Source organism: Mycobacterium europaeum (assembly GCF_034555895.2).
GTDB lineage: Bacteria > Actinomycetota > Actinomycetes > Mycobacteriales > Mycobacteriaceae > Mycobacterium > Mycobacterium europaeum.
In genome coordinates this window covers 1,115,091-1,137,577 of the sequence record NZ_CP157315.1, presented here as the reverse complement: position 1 = coordinate 1,137,577, position 22,487 = coordinate 1,115,091, and the positions used below count along the sequence as shown (strand labels likewise).

Below are 22,487 nucleotides of genomic sequence, written 5' to 3'. Positions count from 1 at the left end.
CCCCTAGTCCGACGCCGGGACCACCTCCGGCACCTGACCGGCCAGGTACTCGGCGAGCGCGCTGATCGTCGGATAGTCGAAAACCGCTGTGGCGCTGATCGTGAACGCGCCCCCGAACTGACCGTACAACCGGTTACGGAGTTCGACCGCCATCAGCGAGTCGGTACCCAGGTCCAGGAACCGGCTCGTCGCGGCGGGCGGTTGCGCGAGCCGCAGGAACTGCTGCACTTCCTGCTGCAGGAACTCGGTCAGGAAACCGACTCGCTCCGCGTCCGGCACCTCGTGCAGCTTCTTGAGCAACTCGCTGTCGCCGGTCGCGGTCGCGGCGTCGCTCGGCAACACGTGGTCGAGAATCGGCGGGCGGGAACCGCCGAGCATCTTCGCGGTGCGCTGCCAGTTGGCCTTGATGACGGTCGCCTGGCCCGTGCCGTGCGCGACGATCTCACCGAGGGCGTTGAGGGCCGCGGAGGGCTCCAGCGAAACCAGTCCCTGCGCACCGAGATTGGCGCGCGCCGCCTCCGAGGCGGCCATGCCGCCCTGCGCCCAGGGACCGAAGTTGACACTCGTGGCGGGCAGGCCTTGCGCCCTGCGCTCGGCCACCAGCCCGTCGAGCAGCGCATTGGCCGTCGCGTAGTTGGACTGGCCGGGTGAACCGAGCACGCTGGAGATCGACGAGTAGACGATGAAGAAGTCGAGTTCGTCTTTTCTGGTCAGTCGGTGCAAGTGCCAGGACCCCAGCGCTTTCGGCAGCAGGGTCGTCCGGAAGCGTTCGACGCTCTGCTCGGGCAGCAGCGCGTCGTCGAGTACGCCCGCCAGGTGCACCACGCCCGCCAGCGGCGGCATCTCCGCGCGGATCCGCTCCAGCAACTCCTCGACCTGGGACTCGTCGCCGATGTCGGCCGCAAAGGTGTGGATCCGGCACCGGTAGCGCTCGGTGATGGTGGCGATCGCCTGTTGCGCGTCCGCATCGGGCGCGCGGCGGCTGGTGAGCACGATGTCACCGGCACCGAGTTGGGCCAGGTAGGACGCGGTGTGCAGGCCGAGCGCGCCGAGGCCGCCGGTGATCAGGTAGCTCCGATCACCCTGCGGCTGCAGCGGATTCGGCATCTGCAGCACGATCTTGCCGATGTGCCGCGCCTGCTGCATGCGGCGAAACGCGGTCTTCGCCTCGGTCAGCGGGTAGATCTCGGCGGGCAGTGGTGCCCACTCGCCGCCGCCCAGGCCGTCGGAGACCTCGGCCAGCAATCGCCGGATGCGCTCCGGGTCTTGCACGATCGTCCCGTCCAACGCGACGACCTCGTAGGCGATGTCGGGTCGGGCCGCCGCCATCTGCTCACGCGTCCAGATGTCCCGCTTGGCGATCTCGGCGAAACGGCCATTGCGGGCGGTGGCCCGCACGGTCGCTTCCACAAAGCCCTCGTTGGTCAGGCTGTTGAGCACCACGTCGACGCCGGCCCCGTCGGTGTCGGCGAGGATCTGGTCGGCGAAATCGGTTGTGCGCGAATCGTAGACGTGCTCCACGCCCAGTTTGCGCAGCGTCGCCCGTTTGTAGGTGCTGGCGGTGGCGAAGACGATCGCGCCCTGCTGCTGCGCCATCTGGATGGCGGCGAGTCCCACGCCACCGCTTGCGGCGTGGATGAGCACGCGGTCGCCGGGCTTGAGTTGCGCCCAGTCGAACGCGAGCCGCGCCGTGAGCGCGGCAGCCGGAATGGTGGCCGCCGCCACCGCACCCAGCTCGTGCGGTACCGGCGCCAGCAGTTGGGCGGGCACGTTGATCTGGCTGGCAAACGCTCCCTGCATGAAGCCGAAGACGCGCTCGCCGATCTCGAATCCGGTCACGCCGGCTCCGATTTCGGTGACGATGCCGGAGAAGTCGCCGCCGATCAGGCCCGGATCGCCCGGGTAGAGGCCCAGCACGTTGAGCACATCCCGGAAGTTGAGACCGGCGGCCTCCACCCGGATCTGCACCTGGCCGGCATCCGGCGGCGGGACTTCGGTCTCGGCGAGACGCAGGTTGTCGATCGCGCCGCGTTCGGTCGGCGCCAGCACGTAGTCGCCGGTGCGCGGTACGGAGAGCTGACCGCTGCGCGCCCAGGGCAGTAGCCTGGAGGCCAGGAACTTCCCTTGGCGCAGCGCGAGTTCGGGCTCTAAGACAGACGTGTCGGCCGCGCCGAGCAGCCTGGCCAGCGAGTGCACGGCCTCTTCGGACCCGTCGTGGTCGGTCAGCCTGCAGCGCAGCGTCGGCTGCTCGGCGATGATGGTTCGTCCCAGCCCCCACAGCGCCGCCTGCACCGGGTCGACCCGCTCGCCGGATTCGGTCGCCACCGCCCGTTCGGTGATGATCCACAGTCCGCCTGGCAGTTTCAGCGATTCTTCGGCCAGCATGGTGTGCACGGCGCCCAGCAGGTTGCCGATGTCTGTCTCGAGCCGGGCGGCGAACTCGTCGCTCGACTCCTCCTCGCCCGGTCGACGGGTGCCGCGCCAGACGATGCCGGTGATCGGTGCGCCGCTCTCCCGCGCGTGGGCGAACAACTGTCGCCAGTCCCGCGGCCCCATGGCCCCGCTGGACGGGACGCAACCGGGCACCTCGGCTGCGAGCGCGTCGAAGCCGGCAACCAACCAAGTGCCGTGGGTGTTCTCGCCTTGCCCGGTATCGGCGCTCGAGGCCGGTGCCGGCACCTCATGCCAGCCGAGGGTGTACAGCAGCCGGCCAACGTCGCCCCCGAGCCCACGCAGCAACGCTTCCCGGGGCGCGCGTTTGACGGTGAACTCGCGTATGCCCCCCAGGTGGTGGCCGTCGCGATCCACGAAATCGAGGTCGAAGACCTGTGTTTCGCTCTCCATACCGCCGGCGCGCCACTTGGCCCGGCAGTAGAACCGCCGTGGCATCCGCTCACGGATCATCACCTGCCCGTAGCGCAGCGGCAAAAACAGGTCGGGGATTGCTCCCTGCTCGGTCGCCGCGAGAAGCGCCGGAAAGGCCGGGAACGCGACGCCGGTGCACAGGTCGAGCAGTACCGGGTGGACCGGCTCGTTGCCCAACTGCTCGGCGAGTTCTTCACCGACGACGACGTCGCCGACCGCCTCGCCTTCGCCCACCCACAGTGATTTCAGGGAGGTGGACCAGGTGGGGCCCCAGGCCAGCTCCATGTCGGCGAACGTGTCGAACAGCTGCTGGGGACGGGTGCGGTTCAACCGTTCGACCGCGGCGTCAACGGAATCCGCCGGCTCGTCTTTTGCGTCGGCGCTTCCGGTGATGACGGTGCCGTCGGCGTTCAACGACCATTGCGCGTCGCGGACGCCGTATGGGCGGCTGTGCACCTGGAAGGTCCAGCCACCCCGGTCCTCGGCCGGATGCAGGGTCAGCTGCACCTCGCGAGAACTCTTGTCCGGCAGGATGATCGGTTCGTAGAAGAACACGTTCTGCACCTGAGCCGGCGTCCCGACCGCGGCAAGGGCCATCGCCGCGTAGGTCGCCCCCGGAACGACAACGGTGCCGTAGATGACGTGATGGGACAGCCACGGCTGCGATTTGACGGACAGCCGGCTGGTGTAGACGATATCGCCGGAGGCCAGATCCTTTTCGCTGCCCAGGATTCCGGACGCGGCGGCACCCCGGCCGTCGGCGCTTGCGACACCGGACGTCTTGGGCCAGAAGTGGCGGCGCTGGAACGGGTAGGTGGGCAGATCGAGCCTGCGGCCGGGTCGCCGGTACACCGTGGCGAACTCGGGCCGGTGCCCTGCGGCGTAGGCCGCCGCCAGCGCTTCGGCGATCTGACGCCGCGCGCCGGTGCCCTTGCGCAGGGAGGCGATGGCGCGGGGCGCCGCCGCGTGTTCCGGCCAGGCCGGCACCGCGGCCGCGGTCAAGATCGGTTGCGGGCCGATCTCCATCAGCACCGAGCAGCCCAGCGCGGCCACCGTGCGCACGCTTTCGGTGAACTGCACCGGCTGGCGGGAATGCCGCCGCCAATATTGCGCGTCCAGCGGGGTTTCCGCGGTGAGCACCGCGCCGGTGCGGTTGCAGACCAGCGGCCGGGTCGGGGTGGCGAACGCCAGCTTGGCCGCGTACGACTCGAATTCGTCGAGCACGGGCTCCAGCAGCTCGGAGTGGAAGGCGTGGCTGGTGTCCAGCCAGGTGCAGCGGATCCCGTCATCGCTGAAGGCCGCGACGATGCGTTCCAGATCGGCGCCCGGGCCCGACAAGACCGTGTTGCGGCCGTTATAGGCGGCGACCGAAACCCGGGAGAACTGCTTGGCGGCGTCCTCCACGTTCTCGGGGTCGGCGAACACCGCCACCATCCGGCCACCCTCGGGCAGGCTGCCGAACAGCCGGCCGCGTTCGGCCATCAACCGTGCCCCGTCCTCGAGGCTGAACACTTCGGCCACGCACGCCGCCGCGTACTGGCCGACGCTGTGGCCCAGGACGACGTCGGGCTCGATGCCCCATGACTGCCACAACCGGGCCAGGCCCATCTCGATGGCGAAGAGCGCCGGTTGAGCAAACGACGTGTGCTGCAACGTTTCTGCGGCCCCGGCGCCGATGTTCCTGTCGGCGTCGAACAGCACCTCCAGCAGCGGGCGCGGCAGCATGCCGTCGACCGCTTCCGCGCACCGCGTCACCGTCTCGGCGAACACCGGCTCGGAGTCGAACAACTCGCGGGCCATCCCCGGATACTGGCTGCCCTGCCCGGTGAACAACCACGCCGTCTTCGGCGGGTCGGCGCACTCGCCGCGGACCGCCCCCGGCCGCAGCCGGTTCTCGGCCAATTCGGCCAGCATCTCGCGGGCACCCTGCGCCGAATCCACGACCAGCGCGGCGCGGTGCTCGAAGTGCGAACGGCCGACCCCGGCCGTGAAGCAGACGTCGGCGATGTCGACGTCGGGGTGCGAGTCGAGCCAGGACCCGTATCGCTGCGCCAGCGCGACCAGAGCCTGCGGTGAGCGCGCCGACAAGGGCAACACGTTGATGCGTTCGTCCGCGGCGTCCGACGCCGGTGTCAGCGCAAGGCCGTCCGCCGAGTCGCCGGCCACCGATTCCGGCGGCGCCTCCTCGATCAGCACATGGGCGTTCGTTCCGGTGAACCCGAACGAGCTCACCCCGGCCCGGCGCGGCCGGCCGTTGGCCTGCCAGGGCGTCGCCCGGTCGACGACCCGCACCGGCAGGGAATCCCACGGAATATGCGGCGATGGGTTCTTGAAGTGCAGGTTCTGCGGCAGCACCTCGTGCTGCAAAGACAGCACGACCTTGATCAAACCCGCGACTCCCGCGGCCGACTCGAGGTGGCCGAGATTGGTCTTCGCCGAGCCGATCAGCAGGGGCCGGTGCGGATCCCGGTCTTCGCCGTAGACGGCCGCGGCGGCCTGCACCTCGATCGGGTCACCGAGTGAGGTGCCGGTGCCGTGCGCCTCCAGGTAGTCGACTTCTCCCCCGGTTACCCCGGCTCGGGCCAGTGCCGCGGAGATAAGCCGTTGCTGCGCACCACCATTGGGCACGGTCAGCCCGCTGGAGGCGCCGTCCTGATTGACGGCGCTACCCCGGATGACCGCGCAGATGCGGTCGCCGCTGCGCTGCGCATCGCTCAGCCGCTTGAGCACCAGAATCCCGCATCCTTCACTGCGCACATAGCCGTCGGCGGCGGCGTCGAAGGTCTTGCACCGTCCGTCGGGCGACAGCATCCGCGCGCGCGAGGCGGCGACGATGGACGCCGGGCTCAGCAGCACGTTCACCCCGCCCGCCAGCGCCAGATCGCAGTCGCCGGAGTGCAGCGCCTGGCAGGCCTGATGGACGGCGACCAGCGACGAGCTGCACGCGGTGTCGACCGCCACCGCCGGCCCTTCCAGCCCCAGCGCGAACGCGACCCGACCCGCGATGGCATTCAGCGCATTGCCGGTGATGAAGTGCGCTTCGATGCTTTCCACCGAGTCTCGCGACAACAGGTGCGAATACTCGTTGGCGGCCACGCCCACGAAGATGCCGCTTCGGCTGCCCCGCAACGCGGCCGGGGAATATCCGGCGCGTTCCAGGCCCTCCCACGCGATCTCGAGCATCAGCCGCTGCTGCGGATCTATCCACACGGCCTCCCGTGGGGAGATCCCGAAGAACTCGGGGTCGAATCCGTCGATCCCGTCCAGGAATCCGCCGCTGCGGCTGTAGATCTTGCCCGGCGTCGCCGGATCCGGGTCGTAGTACTCGTCGATCTCGAAGCGGTCATCCGGGATCTCCCGGATCGCGTCCACACCGCCGGACAGCACGTCCCAATAAGTTTCGGGATCGGGCGAGGCCGGAAAGCGGCAGGCCACCGCGACGATGGCGATCGGCTCGTCGGCGGGCCCGGTCGGCACCGGCACCGGCCGGGCATCCGCCTTGGCGCCCGCCTGTGAGTTGAGACCGAGAACGTCGTTCAGCAGGTACAGCGCCACGTCGCCCACGCGCGGGTAGTCCATTGCGAGGGTGGCCGGCAGTTCCCTGCCCACCGCATGCTCGACTCGGCGCCGCAACTCGACGGCCATCAGCGAATCCATGCCGAGGTCGAAGAATCCGGCCTCCTCGCGGATCTCCGCCGCGTCGATCCGCGTCACCTCGGCGACGACGTCGCGCAGGTAGTCGACCAGCAGCTTCTTGCGCTGCTGCACCGGCGCCTGGGTGAGCTGTTCGACCAGTCGGGTGTTCCCCGACGGTGTCGGCACCGGCGCCGACTCGGGCAGCTCTCGGCCCAGCTCGTCCAGGAATGCCCGCCGGCCCGCCTGCTGATAGAGCGGCAGGAAGCGGGCCCAGTCGATCCGGGCGACCACACCGTGGGTCGCGGAAGTCGCGACGAGTTCGGCCATTCCGGCCAGCGCGTCGGCGGGTGGCAGCGTGCGGACCCCGCGCTGCTCCAGGCGCGCCCGGGCCTCCTCGTCGGCCATCCCCGCCGACCATGGACCGAAGTTGACGCTGACCCCCGCCACGCCCTGCTCACGCAGCCGCCAGGACAATCCGTCCAGGAAGGCGTTGGCCGCGCCGTAGGCGGTCTGGCCGAAGCTGCCCCACACCGAGGCGATCGAGGAGGTGCTCAGGAAGAAGTCCAGTGGCAGCTCCGCGATCGCCTCGCTCAAATTCCAGGCGCCCCAGACCTTTCCCGCGAACACCCGGTCCACTTCGGCGTCATCCAAGGCCCGCAGCGGCGTGGTGCCGATCTCGCCCGCGGCGTGGACGATGCCCGCCAGCGGCGGCAGTTGGGCCTCAACCGTGGCCAGCAGTCGGGCGACGTCGTGCGGATTGGCGACATCGGCCGCGATGACCCGGATTTCACAATCCGACCCTTCCCGGATGGCATCGACGCGCTGCTGCGCCGCAGCACTGGGCGCCCGTCGGCTGGTCAGCACCAGGTGGCGCGCACCGTGGTCGGCCAGATACCCGGCGATCTCCAAGCCGACGCCGCCCAGGCCGCCGGTCACCAGATAGGTTGCGTCGCCGCGCAATACGAGTGGCGGCGCGATCGGCCGCCCCGCGCTTCGGGCCAGCCGCGGAACATAGACACCGTGGTCCCGCAACGCGATCTGGTCTTCGCCCCGCGGGCCCGCCGCAACCTGACCGATCAGCAGGCCCCACTCGTCGGCGCTGCCTTCGGACAGGTCCGCCAGCCCGCCCCACAGCTGCGGGTGCTCCAGGGATGCGGCACGCCCGAATCCCCATAGACAGGATTGCGCCGGCGACACGCCGTCGGCGTCGGTGACGCGTTGCGCGCCTCGGGTTATCAGCCAGATGGGGGCGCGTAGCTCGGCGGCGGCCGCGGCGCGGAAGAGCCGGCGCGTTCCGCTCAGGACGCGGTGTTGCATCCGCAGCAGCGAGCGCATCGATGGCGCCGCGTCCCCTTCGAGGGCCGCGCAGTGCAGGATACGCAGCGTCGATTCGCCCGCCGCCGCGGCGCGCAGCTCCGCTTCGAGCCATTCCTCGTCGGCGTCGGACACCGGCAGCCCGGCGATCCGGAACGGCTGCCCCTGGGCGGTCAGCGCGTCGACCAACGGCGCGACCGCCTGGGTGTCATCGGCGATCAGCAGCCAGTCAGATCCCGCGCCGGCGTCCGCGCGCGCGGCCGCGCTTTTCTCCCAGCGGATCTCGTAACGAGCGTCCGCGATGGACTGGTTCCCACGTTCCTGGTTGTGTTGCGCCGCAAGCCGGGCCAGCACGTCGGTGGTCCGCCGGTCGGCGTTCGGCCCGTCGAGGAGGGTGGCGAGTTCCTCGATCCGGCCGTCCTCGAGAAGCCGGACCGCTTCGCTGCGCGCGACGGCGGCTTCGGCGACGGCAGGGGTGGACGCGACGTCCTTGTCGCGAAACCAGTAGTGGCGGTGCTGGAACGGATAGGTGGGCAGGTCGAGCTTGCGCGTCGGTCCCTGTTGCAGAGCAGCGAAGGCGGGCAGGTGGCCGCAGACGTATGCGCTGCCAAGGGCTTCGATGATCTGGCGGTGGTCGGCGCCGTTTCGACGCAGCGACGCGATCGCCCGCGGCGCGGTCGCCGGATCGGGCCACGCCCGCAGAGCGGCGGCGGTGAGCACGGGTTGGGCGCCGACCTCGAGGAGCACCGCGCAGTTGAGATCGGCCAACGTGGCCACGCTCTTGGCGAACTCGATCGGCTGGCGCGCGTGGCGGCGCCAGTAGGAAGCGTCCAGCTCTGCGCTGCGCCCCAGGGCGGCGCCGGTGCGGTTGCACACCAGGGTCCGTTGTGGCGAGCTGAAACCGAACCGGCTTGCGTACGACTCGAATTCATCGAGTGCCGGGTCCAGCAGCGCCGAATGGAATGCGTGGCTGGTGTCCAGCCAGTCGCAGCGAACGCCGTCGGCGGTCAAGCCGCCCACCACCCGGTCCAGATCCTCGGCGGGGCCCGCGAGCACGGTGTTGGCACCGTTGTAGGCGGCCACCGACAGCCGCGGGAACTCGTCGGTACAGCTTTCCACGCGCTCCGCCGCGGCGAAGATCGCGACCATCCGCCCGCCCGCGGGCAGATTGCCGAAAAGGCGGCCGCGTTCGGCGAGCAGGAGCGCGCCATCCTCGAGGCTGAGCACACCGGCGACACAGGCGGCGGCGTACTGGCCCACGCTGTGGCCCAGCACCACGTCGGGCTCGAGGCCCCACGACTGCCAGAGCCTGGCCAACCCCATCTCGACGGCGAACAGGGCGGGCTGGGCGTAGCTGGTCTGCCGCAGGGTGTCGGGGTTGTCGACATCGAAAATGACGTCCAGCATGGGCTTTTCGAGCACGGCATCGACCACCGCGGCGCACCGGGTCATCGTCTCGGCGAACACCGGCTCGGTTTCGAACAGCTCCCGGGCCATGCCGGCGAACTGGCTGCCTTGACCCGGGAACAGCCACGCCGTCTTCGGCCTGTCGTCGCATTCCCCCCGCAGCAAACCCGGTGCGGGACGGTCGTCGGCGAGGGCGCCGAGCAACTCGGCGGCCGATTCCGTCGAATTGACCACCAGCGCGGCCCGATGCTCGAAGTGGGCCCGGCCCACGCCGGCGGTGAAGCACAGCTCGGACAGGTCGGTCTCCGGGTGCGCGGTCAACCAACCGCGGTAGCGATCGGCGAGCTGCGCCAGGGCCGCCGGGGTGCGCGCCGAAAGCGGCAGGACGCTGAACCGCCGGTCCTCGGGCTGCTCGACGGGACCCGGCGCCGCGTGCCGACCGATTTCCGCGGGTGCTTCCTCGAGGATGACGTGCGCGTTGGTCCCGGAGAACCCGAACGAACTGACACCCGCGACGCGGGCCCGCCCGTTGCGTTCCCAGCGGGTCGCCTCGTCCACGACGCGCACCGGAAGCCGGTCCCACGGAATGTGGGGCGACGGGGTGGAGAAGTTGAGGTGTTTCGGCAAGAGCTGGTGCTCGAGCGACAGCACCACCTTGATGATCCCGGCGATTCCGGCCGCCGCTTCCAGATGCCCGATATTCGTCTTCACCGACCCGATCAACAGCGGCCGGTCCGCGTCGCGACCCTCACCGAGTACGGCCGCCGCGGCCTGGACCTCGATCGGGTCGCCCAGCGACGTCCCGGTGCCGTGCGCTTCCAGGTATCCGACGTCGCGGGCAGAGACCCCGGCGCGCTCCAGCGCTTCGGCGACGACCCGCTGCTGCGCGACACCGTTGGGGACCGTCAAACCGCCCGACGCGCCGTCCTGGTTGACCGCGCTGCCCCGGATCACCGCGCGAATGCGGTCACCGTCGCGGATCGCATCGTCGAGCCGCTTGACGACGATGACGCCGCAACCCTCGCCGCGCACGTAGCCATCCGCGGAGGCGTCGAACGTCTTGCAGCGCCCGTCCGGCGCGAGCATGTGCGCCCGCGAGAAGGTCATCATGGTCGCCGGGCTGAGCAGGACGTTGGCACCGCCGGCCAGCGCGAGGTCGCACTCCCCCAGCCGCAGCGCCTGGCACGCCTGATGGACCGCCACCAACGACGAGCTGCAGGCCGTGTCGACGGTGACGGCCGGGCCCTGCAGCCCCAGCCGGTAGCTGATCCGGCCCGCTGCCGCGGCGCCCGCCGTCCCGATCGCCATGTACGCGTCGATCGCGTCGTACTTCAACTCGTCCGAGACCATCGCCAGGTAGTCGTGGGTGGACAGGCCGACGAACACCCCGGTCTTGCTGTTCGCCAAAGCCGTTGGCGCCGTACCGGAGTGCTCGACCGCCTGCCATGCCGTCTCCAGCAACAGCCGGTGCTGCGGGTCCATCAACATGACCTCACGCGCCGACACCCCGAAGAACGGCGCGTCGAAGCCCACTACGTCGTCGACGAAGCCCGCCCGGCGGCTGACGATCTTCCCGGCCGCATCAGGGTCTGGGTCGAAGAATTCGTCGACATTCCACCGGTCTGGGGGCACCTCCGACACCGCATCGCGCCCTTGCCGCAACACGTCCCAGAATTCGGAAGCGTCGGCGGCACCCGGAACACGCACTGCGTAGCCGACTATTGCGAACCCGGATGCTCGCTCCGTCCGAGCCTCGGCGGTTGCCATGCATCTGTCCTCTCACCTCGGACGACGAAGGCGATCCCCCGGGGACCAGCCTCCGGCGATAGGCCCGTGACTTTTTACGGACCCAGCTTTTGACCCCGCTCACTGCACCACATGTCGACCCTAGGCGCAGCAGAATGATCCCCCAGCGGCGAGTAGTGTTCGCCGGATGCCGGACCGCGTCCCCACGTCGGGCCGGTCTTACCCTAACCACCCCCGCACCCGTCGGGGAACAGCTGTGGCCCGGCATGTCGGGGTCGGAAGTCGCCGAAGAAGTTATGTTGATCTGGCCACCAGCGGGGCCCGGAACCGCCGCCCGGCAGACCGAGGAGAAGATCTTGCGCATCGGGAAGATTACGATCGGCTCAATCGCTGAGTGGACGCTGAGCCCAGGCGTGGTCGTCTCCTGGCACCCGACGCCCGCCGCCCGGGAGAAGGCCCGGCAAGCGCCGGTCAGTCCCGTCCCGGTCAGCTACATGCAGGGGCAACATCTTCAGGGCTATCACCGGCAAACGACCTCGGGCCTCGACTATTCACGGCAGATCATCGCGACGTGCCAAATTTCCGGCCAGTGCGACATCTCCGCCATGAACGAGGCGCTCAACGCGTACCTGCGTCGCCACGACACGTACCGCAGTTGGTTCGAATACACCGAAACCGGAGAGATTCTCCGGCATACCATCGATGATCCCGACGATATCGAATTCACGCCGACGGTCCACGGCGAATTGGCCATCGAGGACTTGCACAATCATGTAGTCGCCACACCCGACCCGTTTCATTGGGAGTGCTTCAGCTTCGGGATCGTTCAAAACGACGACCACTTCACCTTCTACGCGAGTATCGATCACGTCCACGGCGACGCCGCGCTGATCGGCATCACGATGGTGGAGTCCCATGCCAGGTATTCGGCGTTGACAAGCGGCGCCGGGCCCCTCGCCCTGCCCGCCGCCGGAAGCTTTGACGATTTCTGTCTCCAAGAGCGCCAGCACACGTCGGCTTTGACCGTGGATTCGCCTCCGGTACGCGCGTGGATCGAATTCGCGGAGAACAACAATGGCAGCCTGCCGGAGTTCCCGTTGCCATTGGGCAATCCACTGGAGCCCACCAAGAGTGACATGATCACGGACACGTTGATGGACGCGGCGCAGACCGCGAGGTTCGAATCGGCCAGCTCGGCGGCGGGCGCTCGCTTCGTCGGCGGGCTGTTCGCCTGCCTCGCCCAGGTGGAACACGAATTCACCGGCGCGGCAACGTATTACGGGCTCACTCCCAGAGATACCCGCAGGACGTCGGACAACTTCATGACCCAGGGCTGGTTCACCGGGCTGGTTCCGATCACCATCCCGATTGCAGCGGTGTCCTTCAGCGAAGCCGCGTGGGCGGCGCAGACATCTTTTGATTCAAGCCTGGACATGGCCAAGGTGCCGTATTACCGCGTGCTGGAATTGGCGCCGTGGCTGAGCAGGCCCCGTCCGAACTTCCCCGTGACGAATTTCTTGCACAGCGACGCCGCCCCCATGAACGCCGTGCTGGCGGCAGCCGAAATGGGCTACGCAAACAACATCGGAATCTATTCCGACGGAAGGTATTCCTACCAACTCACGATCTATATCTTCCGGTACGAAGAGGGCACCGCGATGGCGGTCATGTACCCCGCGAACGCGGTTGCCCAGAAATCGGTTTCCCGGTATGTCGCAGCGATGAAGTCCGTGTGCATGCGGGTCGCCGATACCGGGCACTGGGGGCGCGTTGCATAGCAAGGAGTAGGCGATGGCTGCTGTTTTCCTCTGGATGAGCCATCTCCGGCCGGCCGGGAGTTCGATGTGCGACGGCTAGCCAATTTTGTGATGCGGTGGCCCGGGGTGGTGATCGGGCTCTGGGCCGTGGTCGCGGTCGCCCTGCCGCTGACGTTGCCGACCCTGAACGAGATGGCGCAGAAGCATCCGCTCGCGATACTGCCCAGCGGCGCGCCGTCGAGCGTCGCCGCCCGGAAGATGACCGAGGCGTTTCACGAATCGGGCGCCGAGGACCTGCTGCTGGTGGTCCTCACGGATGAGAAGGGGCTCGGGCCGGCCGACGAGGCCGCCTACCGCAAAGTGGTGACCGCCCTGCACGACGACACCCGCGACGTGCTGATGTTGCAGGATTTCCTCAGCACGCCGGCGCTGCGCGCGGGTTTGACCAGCAAAGACCACAAGTCCTGGGTGCTGCCGGTCGGCATCGCCGGCGAATTGGGCACCCCGAAGGCCTACGCCGCCTACACCCGGGTCGCCGACGTCGTCCACCGCAGCGTCGCCGGAACTCCGCTGACGGCGAACCTCGCCGGACCCGCGGCCACCGTCAGCGACCTCACCGTCGCCGGCGAGCGGGACCGCGTTCCGATCGAACTTGCAATCGCCGCGCTGGTGCTCATCGTCCTGCTCGTCGTTTACCGCAACCCGCTCACCATGCTGCTGCCGCTGATCGCGATCGGGACGTCGATGGTAATCGCGCAGGCCGTCGTGGCCGGCATCTCGCGGGCCAGCGGGTTGGGCGTGTCGAACCAGTCCATCGTCTTCTTGAGCGCAATGGTCGCCGGCGCGGGAACCGATTATGCGGTCTTTCTGATCAGCCGGTATCACGACTATCTGCGGCTCGGCGCCGACAACGACGAAGCGGTACGGCGGGCGTTGCTCTCGATCGGAAAAGTGATCGCCGCGTCCGCGGCCACGGTGGGGATCACCTTCCTCGGCATGAGTTTTGCCCGGATGGGCGTGTTCTCCACGGTGGGGGTGTCCTCGGCCATCGGCATCGGTGTCGCGTTCCTCGCGGCAATGACGTTGCTGCCCGCCGTACTGGTGCTGGCCGGGCCACGCGGATGGGTCAAACCGTCGCGCGAACTGACCGCCCGGTTTTGGCGGCGGTCCGGGATACGCATCGTGCGCCGGCCGAGACGTCATCTGGTCGCCAGCGTGCTGGTGTTGATCATGCTCGCCAGCTGCGCGGGCTTGGTGCGCTACAACTACGACGACCGCAAGGCGCTGCGGGCCTCGGCCCCGAGCTCGCTCGGGTATGCCGCGCTGGATCGCCACTTCCCGGTCAACCAGTCCATCCCCGAATACATCCTCGTCCAGTCACCGCACGACCTGCGCACACCGCGGGCCCTGGCGGATCTGGAGCAGATGGCCAGCCGGGTCAGCCAACTGCCGAACATCGCTCAGGTCAGCGGCGTGACCCGCCCCGCCGGAGCCGTGCCGGAACAATTCCGAGCGACGTATCAGGCGGGCGCGATCGGCGCTCGCCTGGGCGCCGGTTCCGCGCTGATCGGCGACCACACCGACGATCTGAACCGCTTGGCCGCCGGGGCGAACACGCTGGCCGACAACCTCGGCGAGGTGCGCGGGCAAGTCAACCAGATGGTGGCCGGGATGCGGGGCCTGACGGATGCCTTCACCTCGATCAGGAGCCAATACGGCGGCGACAAGCTGGTCAAAGAAGTCGTCGTGGCGGCCAAACTGGTCAACAGCATCAACTCGCTCGGCCATACCATCGGCGTGAACTTCGCGGCGGTCAAGGATCTGTTCGCCTGGGTGGCCCCGGTGCTGACCGCACTGGAAGGCAATCAGGTCTGCGATGCCGACCCCTCCTGCAGCGCCACCCGGGTCCAATTCGAGCGCGTGGTCAACGCGCGCGGTGACGGAAGCCTCGACCAGATCAACGACCTGGCCGCACAACTGCAGGCGTTCCAAGACCGGCAGAGCCTCAACGCATCGGTCGATCATCTGCGTGCTGCGCTGGCCGGCTTCGTCAAGGCGCTGCATGCCATGGGGTTGGACCAACCGGGTGGCCTACAGGCGGACCTGAACCATCTCCAGCAGGGCGCCGCGGAGTTCGCGGGTGGAAGCCGGCAGGTCGCCGACGGAGTAGACCAACTGGTCGACCAGATCAAACAGATGGGCGCCGGGCTCGGTGAGGCGTCGGCGTTTCTCCTGACGCTGAAACGCGACGCCGCCGAGCCGTCGATGGCGGGGTTCAACGTCCCGGCGCAGCTCCTGCACATGGAGGAGTTCAAGAAGGCGGCGAAGGCGTTCGTCTCGCCGGACGGCCATTCGGTGCGTTATCTGGTTCAAACCAAACTGAACCCGTTCAGCGCCGAGGCGATGGACCAGGTAAATGCGATCGCCGACACCGCCCGGGCAGCCCAACCGAATACCGTATTGGCGGACGCCTCGATATCGATGGCGGGCTATCCCGTCACCCTGCGTGACACGCGCGACTACTACGAGCACGACATCAGATTCATCATCGCGGTCACCCTCATCGTCGTGCTGTTGACCTTGATCGCGCTGCTGCGAGCGGTCGTCGCACCGCTGTATCTGGTGGCGTCCGTCGTCATCTCGTACTTGTCAGCGGTCGGCATCGGTGTGCTGACGTTCCAATTCGTCCTCGGCCAGCAATTGCATTGGAGCGTGCCGCCCTTGGCGTTCGTGGTCTTGGTCGCGGTCGGGGCTGACTACAACATGCTGCTGATCTCGCGAATGCGTGACGAGTCCCCGCACAGCATGCGTTACGGCATCATCCGCACGCTGGGTTCGACCGGAGGGGTGATCACCGCGGCGGGCTTGATCTTCGCGGCTTCCATGTGGGGTCTCGTGTTCTCCAGCATCAGCACCGTGGTCCAGGGCGGTGTGGTGATCGGGATCGGCATCCTGCTCGACACCTTCGTGGTGCGCACCATAACGGTGCCCGCCCTGGCTACGCTGGTCGGGCGGGCGAGCTGGTGGCCCTCACGAGTGGGATCGCGGCGGCCGCCCGCGGGATCGGCGGCCCGGAATGCGCCGTAGACGCCCGCCCGGCCGGCGGGGTATGCGACACTACGAGGCGGAATCGAGCAGGCGGGAAGTGGCGATGCAGAAACTACTCGCAGGAGTTACCGCTCTGGTAACCCTAAGCGCCACAGGATGTTTCGGCCTCGGAATCGCCACGGCCGACGATGCGCCGGGCGACGGGACGTCCACCGGCGGAATGGCGTACGCCCTGGGCGGCGCGCACGTCCCGGGCATCCCCTACGACGAGTACGGCCGGCGCCTGGGGGCCGGATGGTTTCCGGGGCTCCAGCGGGAAATCGTCAACTACCCGGCGGGGCAGGTGCAGGGCCACGTGCTCGAGCGGCTCTTTCCGGGCATCGGCCGGCTGAACGAAGCCTTCCCGGGCCTGGGAGTGGACGGGCCCAGCATCGGCGAGTCGGTGGCCGTCGGCGAGGACAACCTGGACGCGGCCATCCGCCGGGGTGGACCCGGCGCCGCGATCGGCCTGTCCGAGGGTTCGCTCGTGGTTGACGCCGAGCAGGCCCGGCTGGCGAACGATCCGGCCGCTCCCCCGCCGAATCAATTGGTCTTCAGCACCTTTGGCAATCCGGTTGGGCGTCACGCCTTCGGCCAGAGCTTCCTGACCTCCGTTTTCCCGGTCGGCGCCGTCGTTCCCGCAATGGACTACCGCATACCGCCCCCCGTGGAAAGCCAGTACGACACCAAGGCGTTCGTCGCGGCGTACGACATGATCGCCGACTTCCCGGACCGGCCGGACAACCTGTTGGCCCTCGCCAACACCCTGGTGGGCGAGGCGACCGGGCATACGGCGGTCGCGTTCACCGACCCGAGCATGGTGCCGCCGCAGAACATCAGAACCACCGTGAACTCCCGGGGAGCGACCACAACGACGTATCTGATTCCCGAGAAGCACCTCCCGCTGGTGCTGCCCCTGGGCTACCTCGGGGTGCCGGAAGACCTGCTCAATCAGCTCGACGCCGAGCTGACGCCCATGGTGAACGCGGGATATTCGCGAAACGACGACCCACTGACCGCTCCGATCCAAGTCGATCCGGTGCGGGGCTTCGACCCGGCGGCCGTGATCGCACCGGCCAGTCAGGCCACCTTCGGTGGCGGTGCCGACCCGTTTTCGCAGATATTGTCCAGCTCCATGGCCGCGTTCGGTCAGGGCAACCGCTGACCGAAGAGGCGGGCCCCGGTACGCCGCGACAGCGTCGGCGATAATGGCTCACATTCGCCACGTCAAAGGAGACGCGATGAGCAGAACTGCGGCCGAACGCCCGCTGCGGGTGATCCAGTGGACGACCGGAAACATCGGGCGCCGTTCGCTGCACGCCATCATCGGCAGACCGGACATGGACCTGGTCGGGGTGTATGCGCACGGGGCGGACAAGGTGGGCGTGGACGCCGCCGAACTGGCCGGCTGGTCCGAACCGACCGGAGTGCGCGCGACGAACGACATCGACGCGCTGCTCGCCCTGGGCGCCGACGCGTGTTGCTATAACCCGTTGTGGCCGAACGTCGATGAATTGGTGCGGTTACTGGAAGCGGGCGTCAACGTCTGCTCCAGCGCGGCCTGGATCACCGGGGGCAAGCAGACGCCGGAGGACCGCGAACGCATCGCCGACGCGTGCAAACGAGGCGGTTCCACGATCTTCGGCAGCGGCGCGCACCCCGGCATGACCAACATGGTCGGCATGGTGCTGTCCGGCGCCTGCGAACGCGTCGACGAGATCCGCATCACCGAGTCGGTGGACTGCTCGACCTACGAATCGGCGGAAACCCAGACGGCGATGGGCTTCTCGCAGGATCCCGATACGCCGGGGCTGGCCGAAAGCGTGCGGCGCGAAAGCGAGGTCTTCGCCGAATCCGCCGCCATGATGGCCGACGCGATCGGGGCGAAGCTGGACCGGATGACCTTCGACGTGACGTTCACCGCCGCCACCGGCGATTCCGATCTGGGGTTCATGCGGATCCCCGCGGGAACGGTGGGCGGCGTCTATGGCTACCACCGCGGCTGGGAGGGCGACCGCAACGTGGTCAGCGTGGGCTTCAACTGGACCATGGGCAATCACGTGGTGCCGCCCAAACCGCTGGAGCACGGCCACGTCATCCAGGTGTTCGGGCTGCCCAACATGCGCACCGTCCTGCACTGCCTGCCGCCGAAGGACTGGACCGAGCCCGGATTCATGGGCCTGGGAATGATCTACACCGCGATGCCGGTCACCAATGCCGTCCCGGCCGTCGTCGCCGCCGAACCCGGGATCGTGACGCTGGCCGAACTGCCGCCGGTGACCGGCCGGGTGGCCCGTTAGGCGGCCGCAGCCATGTGCCGTTCAGCACACCGAGGCCCCCGGAGGAACGCTTGCGTGCACTAAGGTTTAGAGTGCTTAGCTGAGCAAAGCGTCGGGCGACACCGGTGTCGCCGGCGAGGTAGGTCAGCTTTGCGGCGGCGCCGGGGTGGCGGTTAGCGGAAGGCGGTTCAGGCGTGGCTAGTCCAGATTCGGGTCCACGAGCCGGCACCGTATCCCGTTTGCTCAAACGGGCGTGGATACCGCTCGTTCTGGTGGTGGTCCTGGCCGTTTCGGCGTTGATCGTGTCGCGGCTCCACAAGATTTTCGGCTCACAGGATCTCAACGCGAACGCGGGCAAGGGGATCGAAATCGTGCAGTTCAACCCGAAGGTCGTGGTCTACGACATCACCGGGCCGCCCGGGGCCACGGCCAACATCAACTACTGGGACGAGAACGCCAACACCCACCAGGTCAACGCGGCGCCATTGCCGTGGTCGGCCACCATCTCTACGACCCTGCCGTCGGTGAGCGCCAACATCATGGCGCAGAGCGACAGCAGTGAGATCAGCTGCAAGATCACCGTGGACGGCGTCGTCCGCGAACAGCAGCACTCCAGCGGCCACAATGCCCAGACCTTCTGCTTGGTGAAGTCCGCATGAGCGACGCCGACAACAGGGGCCAGGTCGACACCGCGGACACCGAGGACACCGGTCCGATCAAGACACCGGCTCAAGCCAAGGCCGAGCGCGGTCACCGGCCCTACCTTCCCCACGCGATCCGCATTTTCGCGGTCCCGATCATCCTGGGCTGGCTGTTCGTCACCGTGCTGGTGAACGTCATCGTCCCCACGCTGGAAAAAGTCGGCGAGGCCCACTCGGCGCCGATGACACCGCTGGACGCGCCGTCGATGAAGGCGATGATGCGCCTGGGCCACAACTTCCGCGAATTCGACTCCAACAGCACGGTCATGATCGTCCTCGAGGGCCAGCAGCCCCTCGGTCAGGACGCGCACCAGTACTACGACAAGCTGATTCGGGACCTCCGCAAGGATCCCCAGCACATCCAGCACATCCAGGACTTCTGGGGTGACCGGCTCACCGCCGCGGGCGCGCAGAGCGCCGACTCCAAGGGCGCCTACGTGATGATCAACCTGGCCGGCAATCAGGGCACCACGCTGGCCAACGAATCCGTGGACGCCGTGCGCAAGGTCATCGACGAGAACAAGGCGCCGCCGGGCGTGAAGGCCTACGTCACCGGTCCGGCGGCGCTGTCCGACGACATGCACATCATCGGTAACGCCAGCCTGGCCAAGATCACGCTGTTCACCTTGGGCGCCATCGCGATCATGTTGCTGCTGGTCTACCGGTCCGTCGTCACCACCCTGGTGCAGCTGTTCATGACCTTTGTGGCACTGGCCTGTTCGCGGGGCGTCGTCGCGGTCCTGGCGTACCACAACGCCTTCGGGCTCACCACCTTCGCCGCCAACATCCTCACCATGCTGGCGATCGCGGCCGGAACCGACTACGGCATCTTTCTCGTTGGCCGCTACCAGGAAGCGCTGCGCGCCGGCGAGGACCGAGAAACCGCCTACTACACCACCTTCAAAGGGGTCGCGCCCGTTGTGCTGGGGTCGGGCCTGACCATCGCCGGCGCCACCTACTGCCTGAGCTTCACGCGGCTGCCCTGGTTCAACACCATGGGCGCACCCGTCGCGATCGGCATGCTGGTGGTGGTTCTGGCCGGACTCACGCTGGGTCCCGCTGTTGTCTTCGTGGGCAGCCGTTTTCACTTCTTCGAGTCCAAGCGGGCGGCCAAGGGCGGACGGCTCTGGCGGCGGGTCGGCACCGCGGTCGTGCGCTGGCCGGCACCGGTTCTGGCCGTCAGCGCCGCGGTCGTCCTGGTCGGCATGATCGCCCTGCCGAGCTACAAGACGAGCTACAACGACCGGTACTACCTACCGGCCTCCGCCCCGTCCAATCTCGGGCAAGCGGCCGCCGACCGCCATTTCTCGCAGGCCCGGATGAACCCCGACATGTTGATGGTGGAGTCCGACCATGACATGCGAAACCCCGCCGACATGCTGGTGTTGGACCGAGTGGCCAAGAACGAGATGCGCACGCTCGGGATCGCGATGGTGCAGGACATCACCAGGCCGCTGGGCATTCCGATTCAGCACAGCTCGATACCGTTCCAGAACAGCATCCAAAGTCAGACCACGATGCAGAACATGGGCTTCCTCAAGGAGCGCATCGCCGACATCCTCAGGATGGCCGACGACCTGCAGACCCAGATCGACACCACGCAACGGCAATACGAGGTGTCGCTGGACCTGGCCAACGCCGCGGACGACAGCGCGAAGACCACGGCGGTGACGTCGCAGATCACCGACACCCTGCGCGACCACATCGCCGATTTCGACGACACCTTCCGGCCGATCCGCTCCTACTTCTACTGGGAGAGGCACTGCTACGACATCCCGGTGTGCATCGGGTTGCGGTCCCTCTTCGACACGTTCGACGGCTTCGACCAGCTGGCCGAACAGTTCCACTACCTCACGGCCGATATCCAGCACACCGCCAAAGCCACCCACGACCTCAACGCGCTGTTTCCCACGCTGATCACGACGCTGAAGACCACCAGGGGCATCACGCTGACGCTGTACCAGACGTTCAAGGCGATGATCGACCAGATGGAGGCGATGAGCAACACCGCGATCGTCATGGGTCAGAGCTTCGACGCGTCGAAGAACGACGACTTCTTCTACCTGCCACCGGAGGCGTTCCAGAACCCCGACTTCCAGACGGGGCTGCGCATGTTCTTGTCACCGGACGGCAAGTCGGCGCGGTTCTTCATCACCCATCAGAGCGATCCGATGACACCGGAAGGCATTTCGCGAGTCGACGCCGAACGCACCGCCGCCCAGGAGGCGCTGAAGCAGTCGTCGCTGTCGGATGCGCGGATCTACCTCGGGGGGACCGCCCCGACGTTCCGGGACATGGCCGACGGCGAGAAGTACGACCTGATGATCGCCGTGGTGTCGGCGCTGACGCTGATCTTCATGATCATGCTGCTGCTCACCAGGAGTGTGGTGGCCGCGTTGGTGATCGTCGGCACCGCCGCCAGCTCGATCGCGGCGTCGTTCGGGTTGTCCGTGCTCATTTGGCAGGATTTGTTCGGCATCAGGATCCACTGGATCGTGATGGCGCTCTCGGTCATCATCCTGTTGGCCGTCGGGTCCGACTACAACCTGCTGCTGGTCTCCCGGTTCAAAGAGGAGATCCATGCCGGGCTCAAGACGGGGATCATCCGGTCGATGGCCGGTACCGGTGGCGTGGTGACCGCGGCGGGCCTGGTGTTCGCCTTCACCATGGCATCGATGCTCGGCAGCGACCTACGGGTGCTCGGCCAGTTCGGGTCGACGGTCTGCATCGGTCTGCTGCTCGACACCCTGATCGTGCGCACCCTGTTGATGCCGTCGATCGCGACGCTGCTGGGGCGGTGGTTCTGGTGGCCGCAGGTGGTGCATCCGCGCGGCGACAACGCCCTGCGCGCGGCGCCGGCCTAGGTCGGCAGCTGCACGCAGACGGCGACCGCGCCGGCGCCGACGTGTAACGCCAGCACCGGCCCCAACGGGGTGATGATCGCCGGCTCGCACGCGGGTAACCGCCGCGCCAGCGTCGCCGCCACCTCCTTGGCGCCGTCCGGATTGGCGACGTGGTGGACCGCGAGCGCGGCCGGACCCTCGCCCACCACCTCGCAGACCCGGTCGACCATCGTCTCGGTCGCGTGGGTGACGGTGCGCACCCGTTGCGCCAGAACGAGTTTGCCGTCGTCGATGCGCAGCAGCGGCTTGAGCGCCAGCGCGGTCCCCAGCCAGGCCTTGGCTCCGCCGATCCGTCCACTGCGGCGCAGGTTGTCCAGTCGGTGCACGACCATGAACGCATGGCTGTGCCGCACAGCCAGTTTCGCCGCGTCGGCAACGGCGTCGAGGTCGCCCCCGGCGGCCGCGGCCCGCGCGGCGGCCAGCGCGATGAAGCCCGTGCCCATCGCGGTCGACCTCGAGTCGACGACCCGGACATGGGGGTCCAGGTCCGCGGCGGTCCGTTCGGCCGCGCCGCAGGTTCCCGACAGCGCCGACGAGAGATGCACCGCCACCACGCCGTCCCCGCCGCTGTCGGCCAGCGCCTGCTGGTAGGCGTCGGCCAGTTCGGCCGGGGTGGCCGCCGCGGTGGTGGCGTGGCGCTGGTAGACGTCCTCGGGGATCTCGTCCACGCCGTCGCGCAGATCGACACCGTCGAGCAGGATGTGCAGCGGCACAACGCGGATCGCCCACTTGTCCAGCAGCTCCGCCGGCAAGCGCGCCGACGCGTCGGTCACCACCACGACAGGCATGACG

Annotated in this window: 8 protein-coding genes; 6 read left to right on the top strand and 2 right to left on the bottom strand. The window is 68.1% G+C overall.

Annotation, left to right across the window (positions count from 1 at the left end):
- Positions 1-3 precede the first annotated feature (3 nt).
- A complete protein-coding gene (locus U8D42_RS05390; RefSeq protein WP_322858977.1) occupies positions 4-10,989 on the bottom strand; it encodes a type I polyketide synthase in 10,986 nt (3,661 codons plus the stop codon).
- A gap of 335 nt (positions 10,990-11,324) precedes the next feature.
- On the opposite strand from U8D42_RS05390, the gene U8D42_RS05385 reads away from it, so the two are divergent.
- The 6 genes from U8D42_RS05385 (at position 11,325) to U8D42_RS05360 (ending at position 21,656) form a co-directional block, all read left to right on the top strand.
- A complete protein-coding gene (locus U8D42_RS05385) occupies positions 11,325-12,746 on the top strand; it encodes a condensation domain-containing protein (RefSeq protein ID WP_085240347.1) in 1,422 nt (473 codons plus the stop codon).
- A gap of 66 nt (positions 12,747-12,812) precedes the next feature.
- Positions 12,813-15,812 (top strand): RND family transporter, encoded by a 3,000-nt coding sequence (locus tag U8D42_RS05380; protein ID WP_322858978.1) that lies wholly within the window; start codon positions 12,813-12,815, stop codon positions 15,810-15,812.
- 64 nt (positions 15,813-15,876) lie between these two features.
- A complete protein-coding gene (gene pe / locus U8D42_RS05375; RefSeq protein ID WP_322859467.1) occupies positions 15,877-16,977 on the top strand; it encodes an acyltransferase PE in 1,101 nt (366 codons plus the stop codon).
- A 76-nt stretch (positions 16,978-17,053) separates the two neighbouring features.
- On the top strand, positions 17,054-18,112 hold the full coding sequence (locus U8D42_RS05370; protein ID WP_322858979.1) for an NAD(P)H-dependent amine dehydrogenase family protein: 1,059 nt from the start codon (positions 17,054-17,056) through the stop codon (positions 18,110-18,112).
- Between the two features lie 218 nt (positions 18,113-18,330).
- Positions 18,331-18,750 (top strand): MmpS family transport accessory protein, encoded by a 420-nt coding sequence (locus U8D42_RS05365; protein ID WP_085240262.1) that lies wholly within the window; start codon positions 18,331-18,333, stop codon positions 18,748-18,750.
- On the top strand, positions 18,747-21,656 hold the full coding sequence (locus U8D42_RS05360; protein WP_090420697.1) for an RND family transporter: 2,910 nt from the start codon (positions 18,747-18,749) through the stop codon (positions 21,654-21,656). Before U8D42_RS05365 ends, U8D42_RS05360 begins: the two co-directional genes overlap by 4 nt.
- Here the strand turns inward: U8D42_RS05360 and U8D42_RS05355 are convergent.
- On the bottom strand, positions 21,653-22,483 hold the full coding sequence (locus U8D42_RS05355; RefSeq protein ID WP_085240260.1) for a DegV family protein: 831 nt from the start codon (positions 22,481-22,483) through the stop codon (positions 21,653-21,655). The two genes, U8D42_RS05360 and U8D42_RS05355, sit on opposite strands and share 4 nt — an antisense overlap.
- Between the last annotated feature and the right edge of the window lie 4 nt (positions 22,484-22,487).

What these genes read in the sequence shown, in the direction of transcription:
- U8D42_RS05390 (WP_322858977.1), bottom strand. Translation starts at nt 10,989, where the DNA reads ATGGCAACCGCCGAGGCTCGGACGGAGCGAGCATCCGGGTTCGCAATA.
- pe (WP_322859467.1), top strand. Translation starts at nt 15,877, where the DNA reads ATGCAGAAACTACTCGCAGGAGTTACCGCTCTGGTAACCCTAAGCGCC.
- U8D42_RS05370 (WP_322858979.1), top strand. Translation starts at nt 17,054, where the DNA reads ATGAGCAGAACTGCGGCCGAACGCCCGCTGCGGGTGATCCAGTGGACG.
- U8D42_RS05360 (WP_090420697.1), top strand. Translation starts at nt 18,747, where the DNA reads ATGAGCGACGCCGACAACAGGGGCCAGGTCGACACCGCGGACACCGAG.
- U8D42_RS05355 (WP_085240260.1), bottom strand. Translation starts at nt 22,483, where the DNA reads ATGCCTGTCGTGGTGGTGACCGACGCGTCGGCGCGCTTGCCGGCGGAG.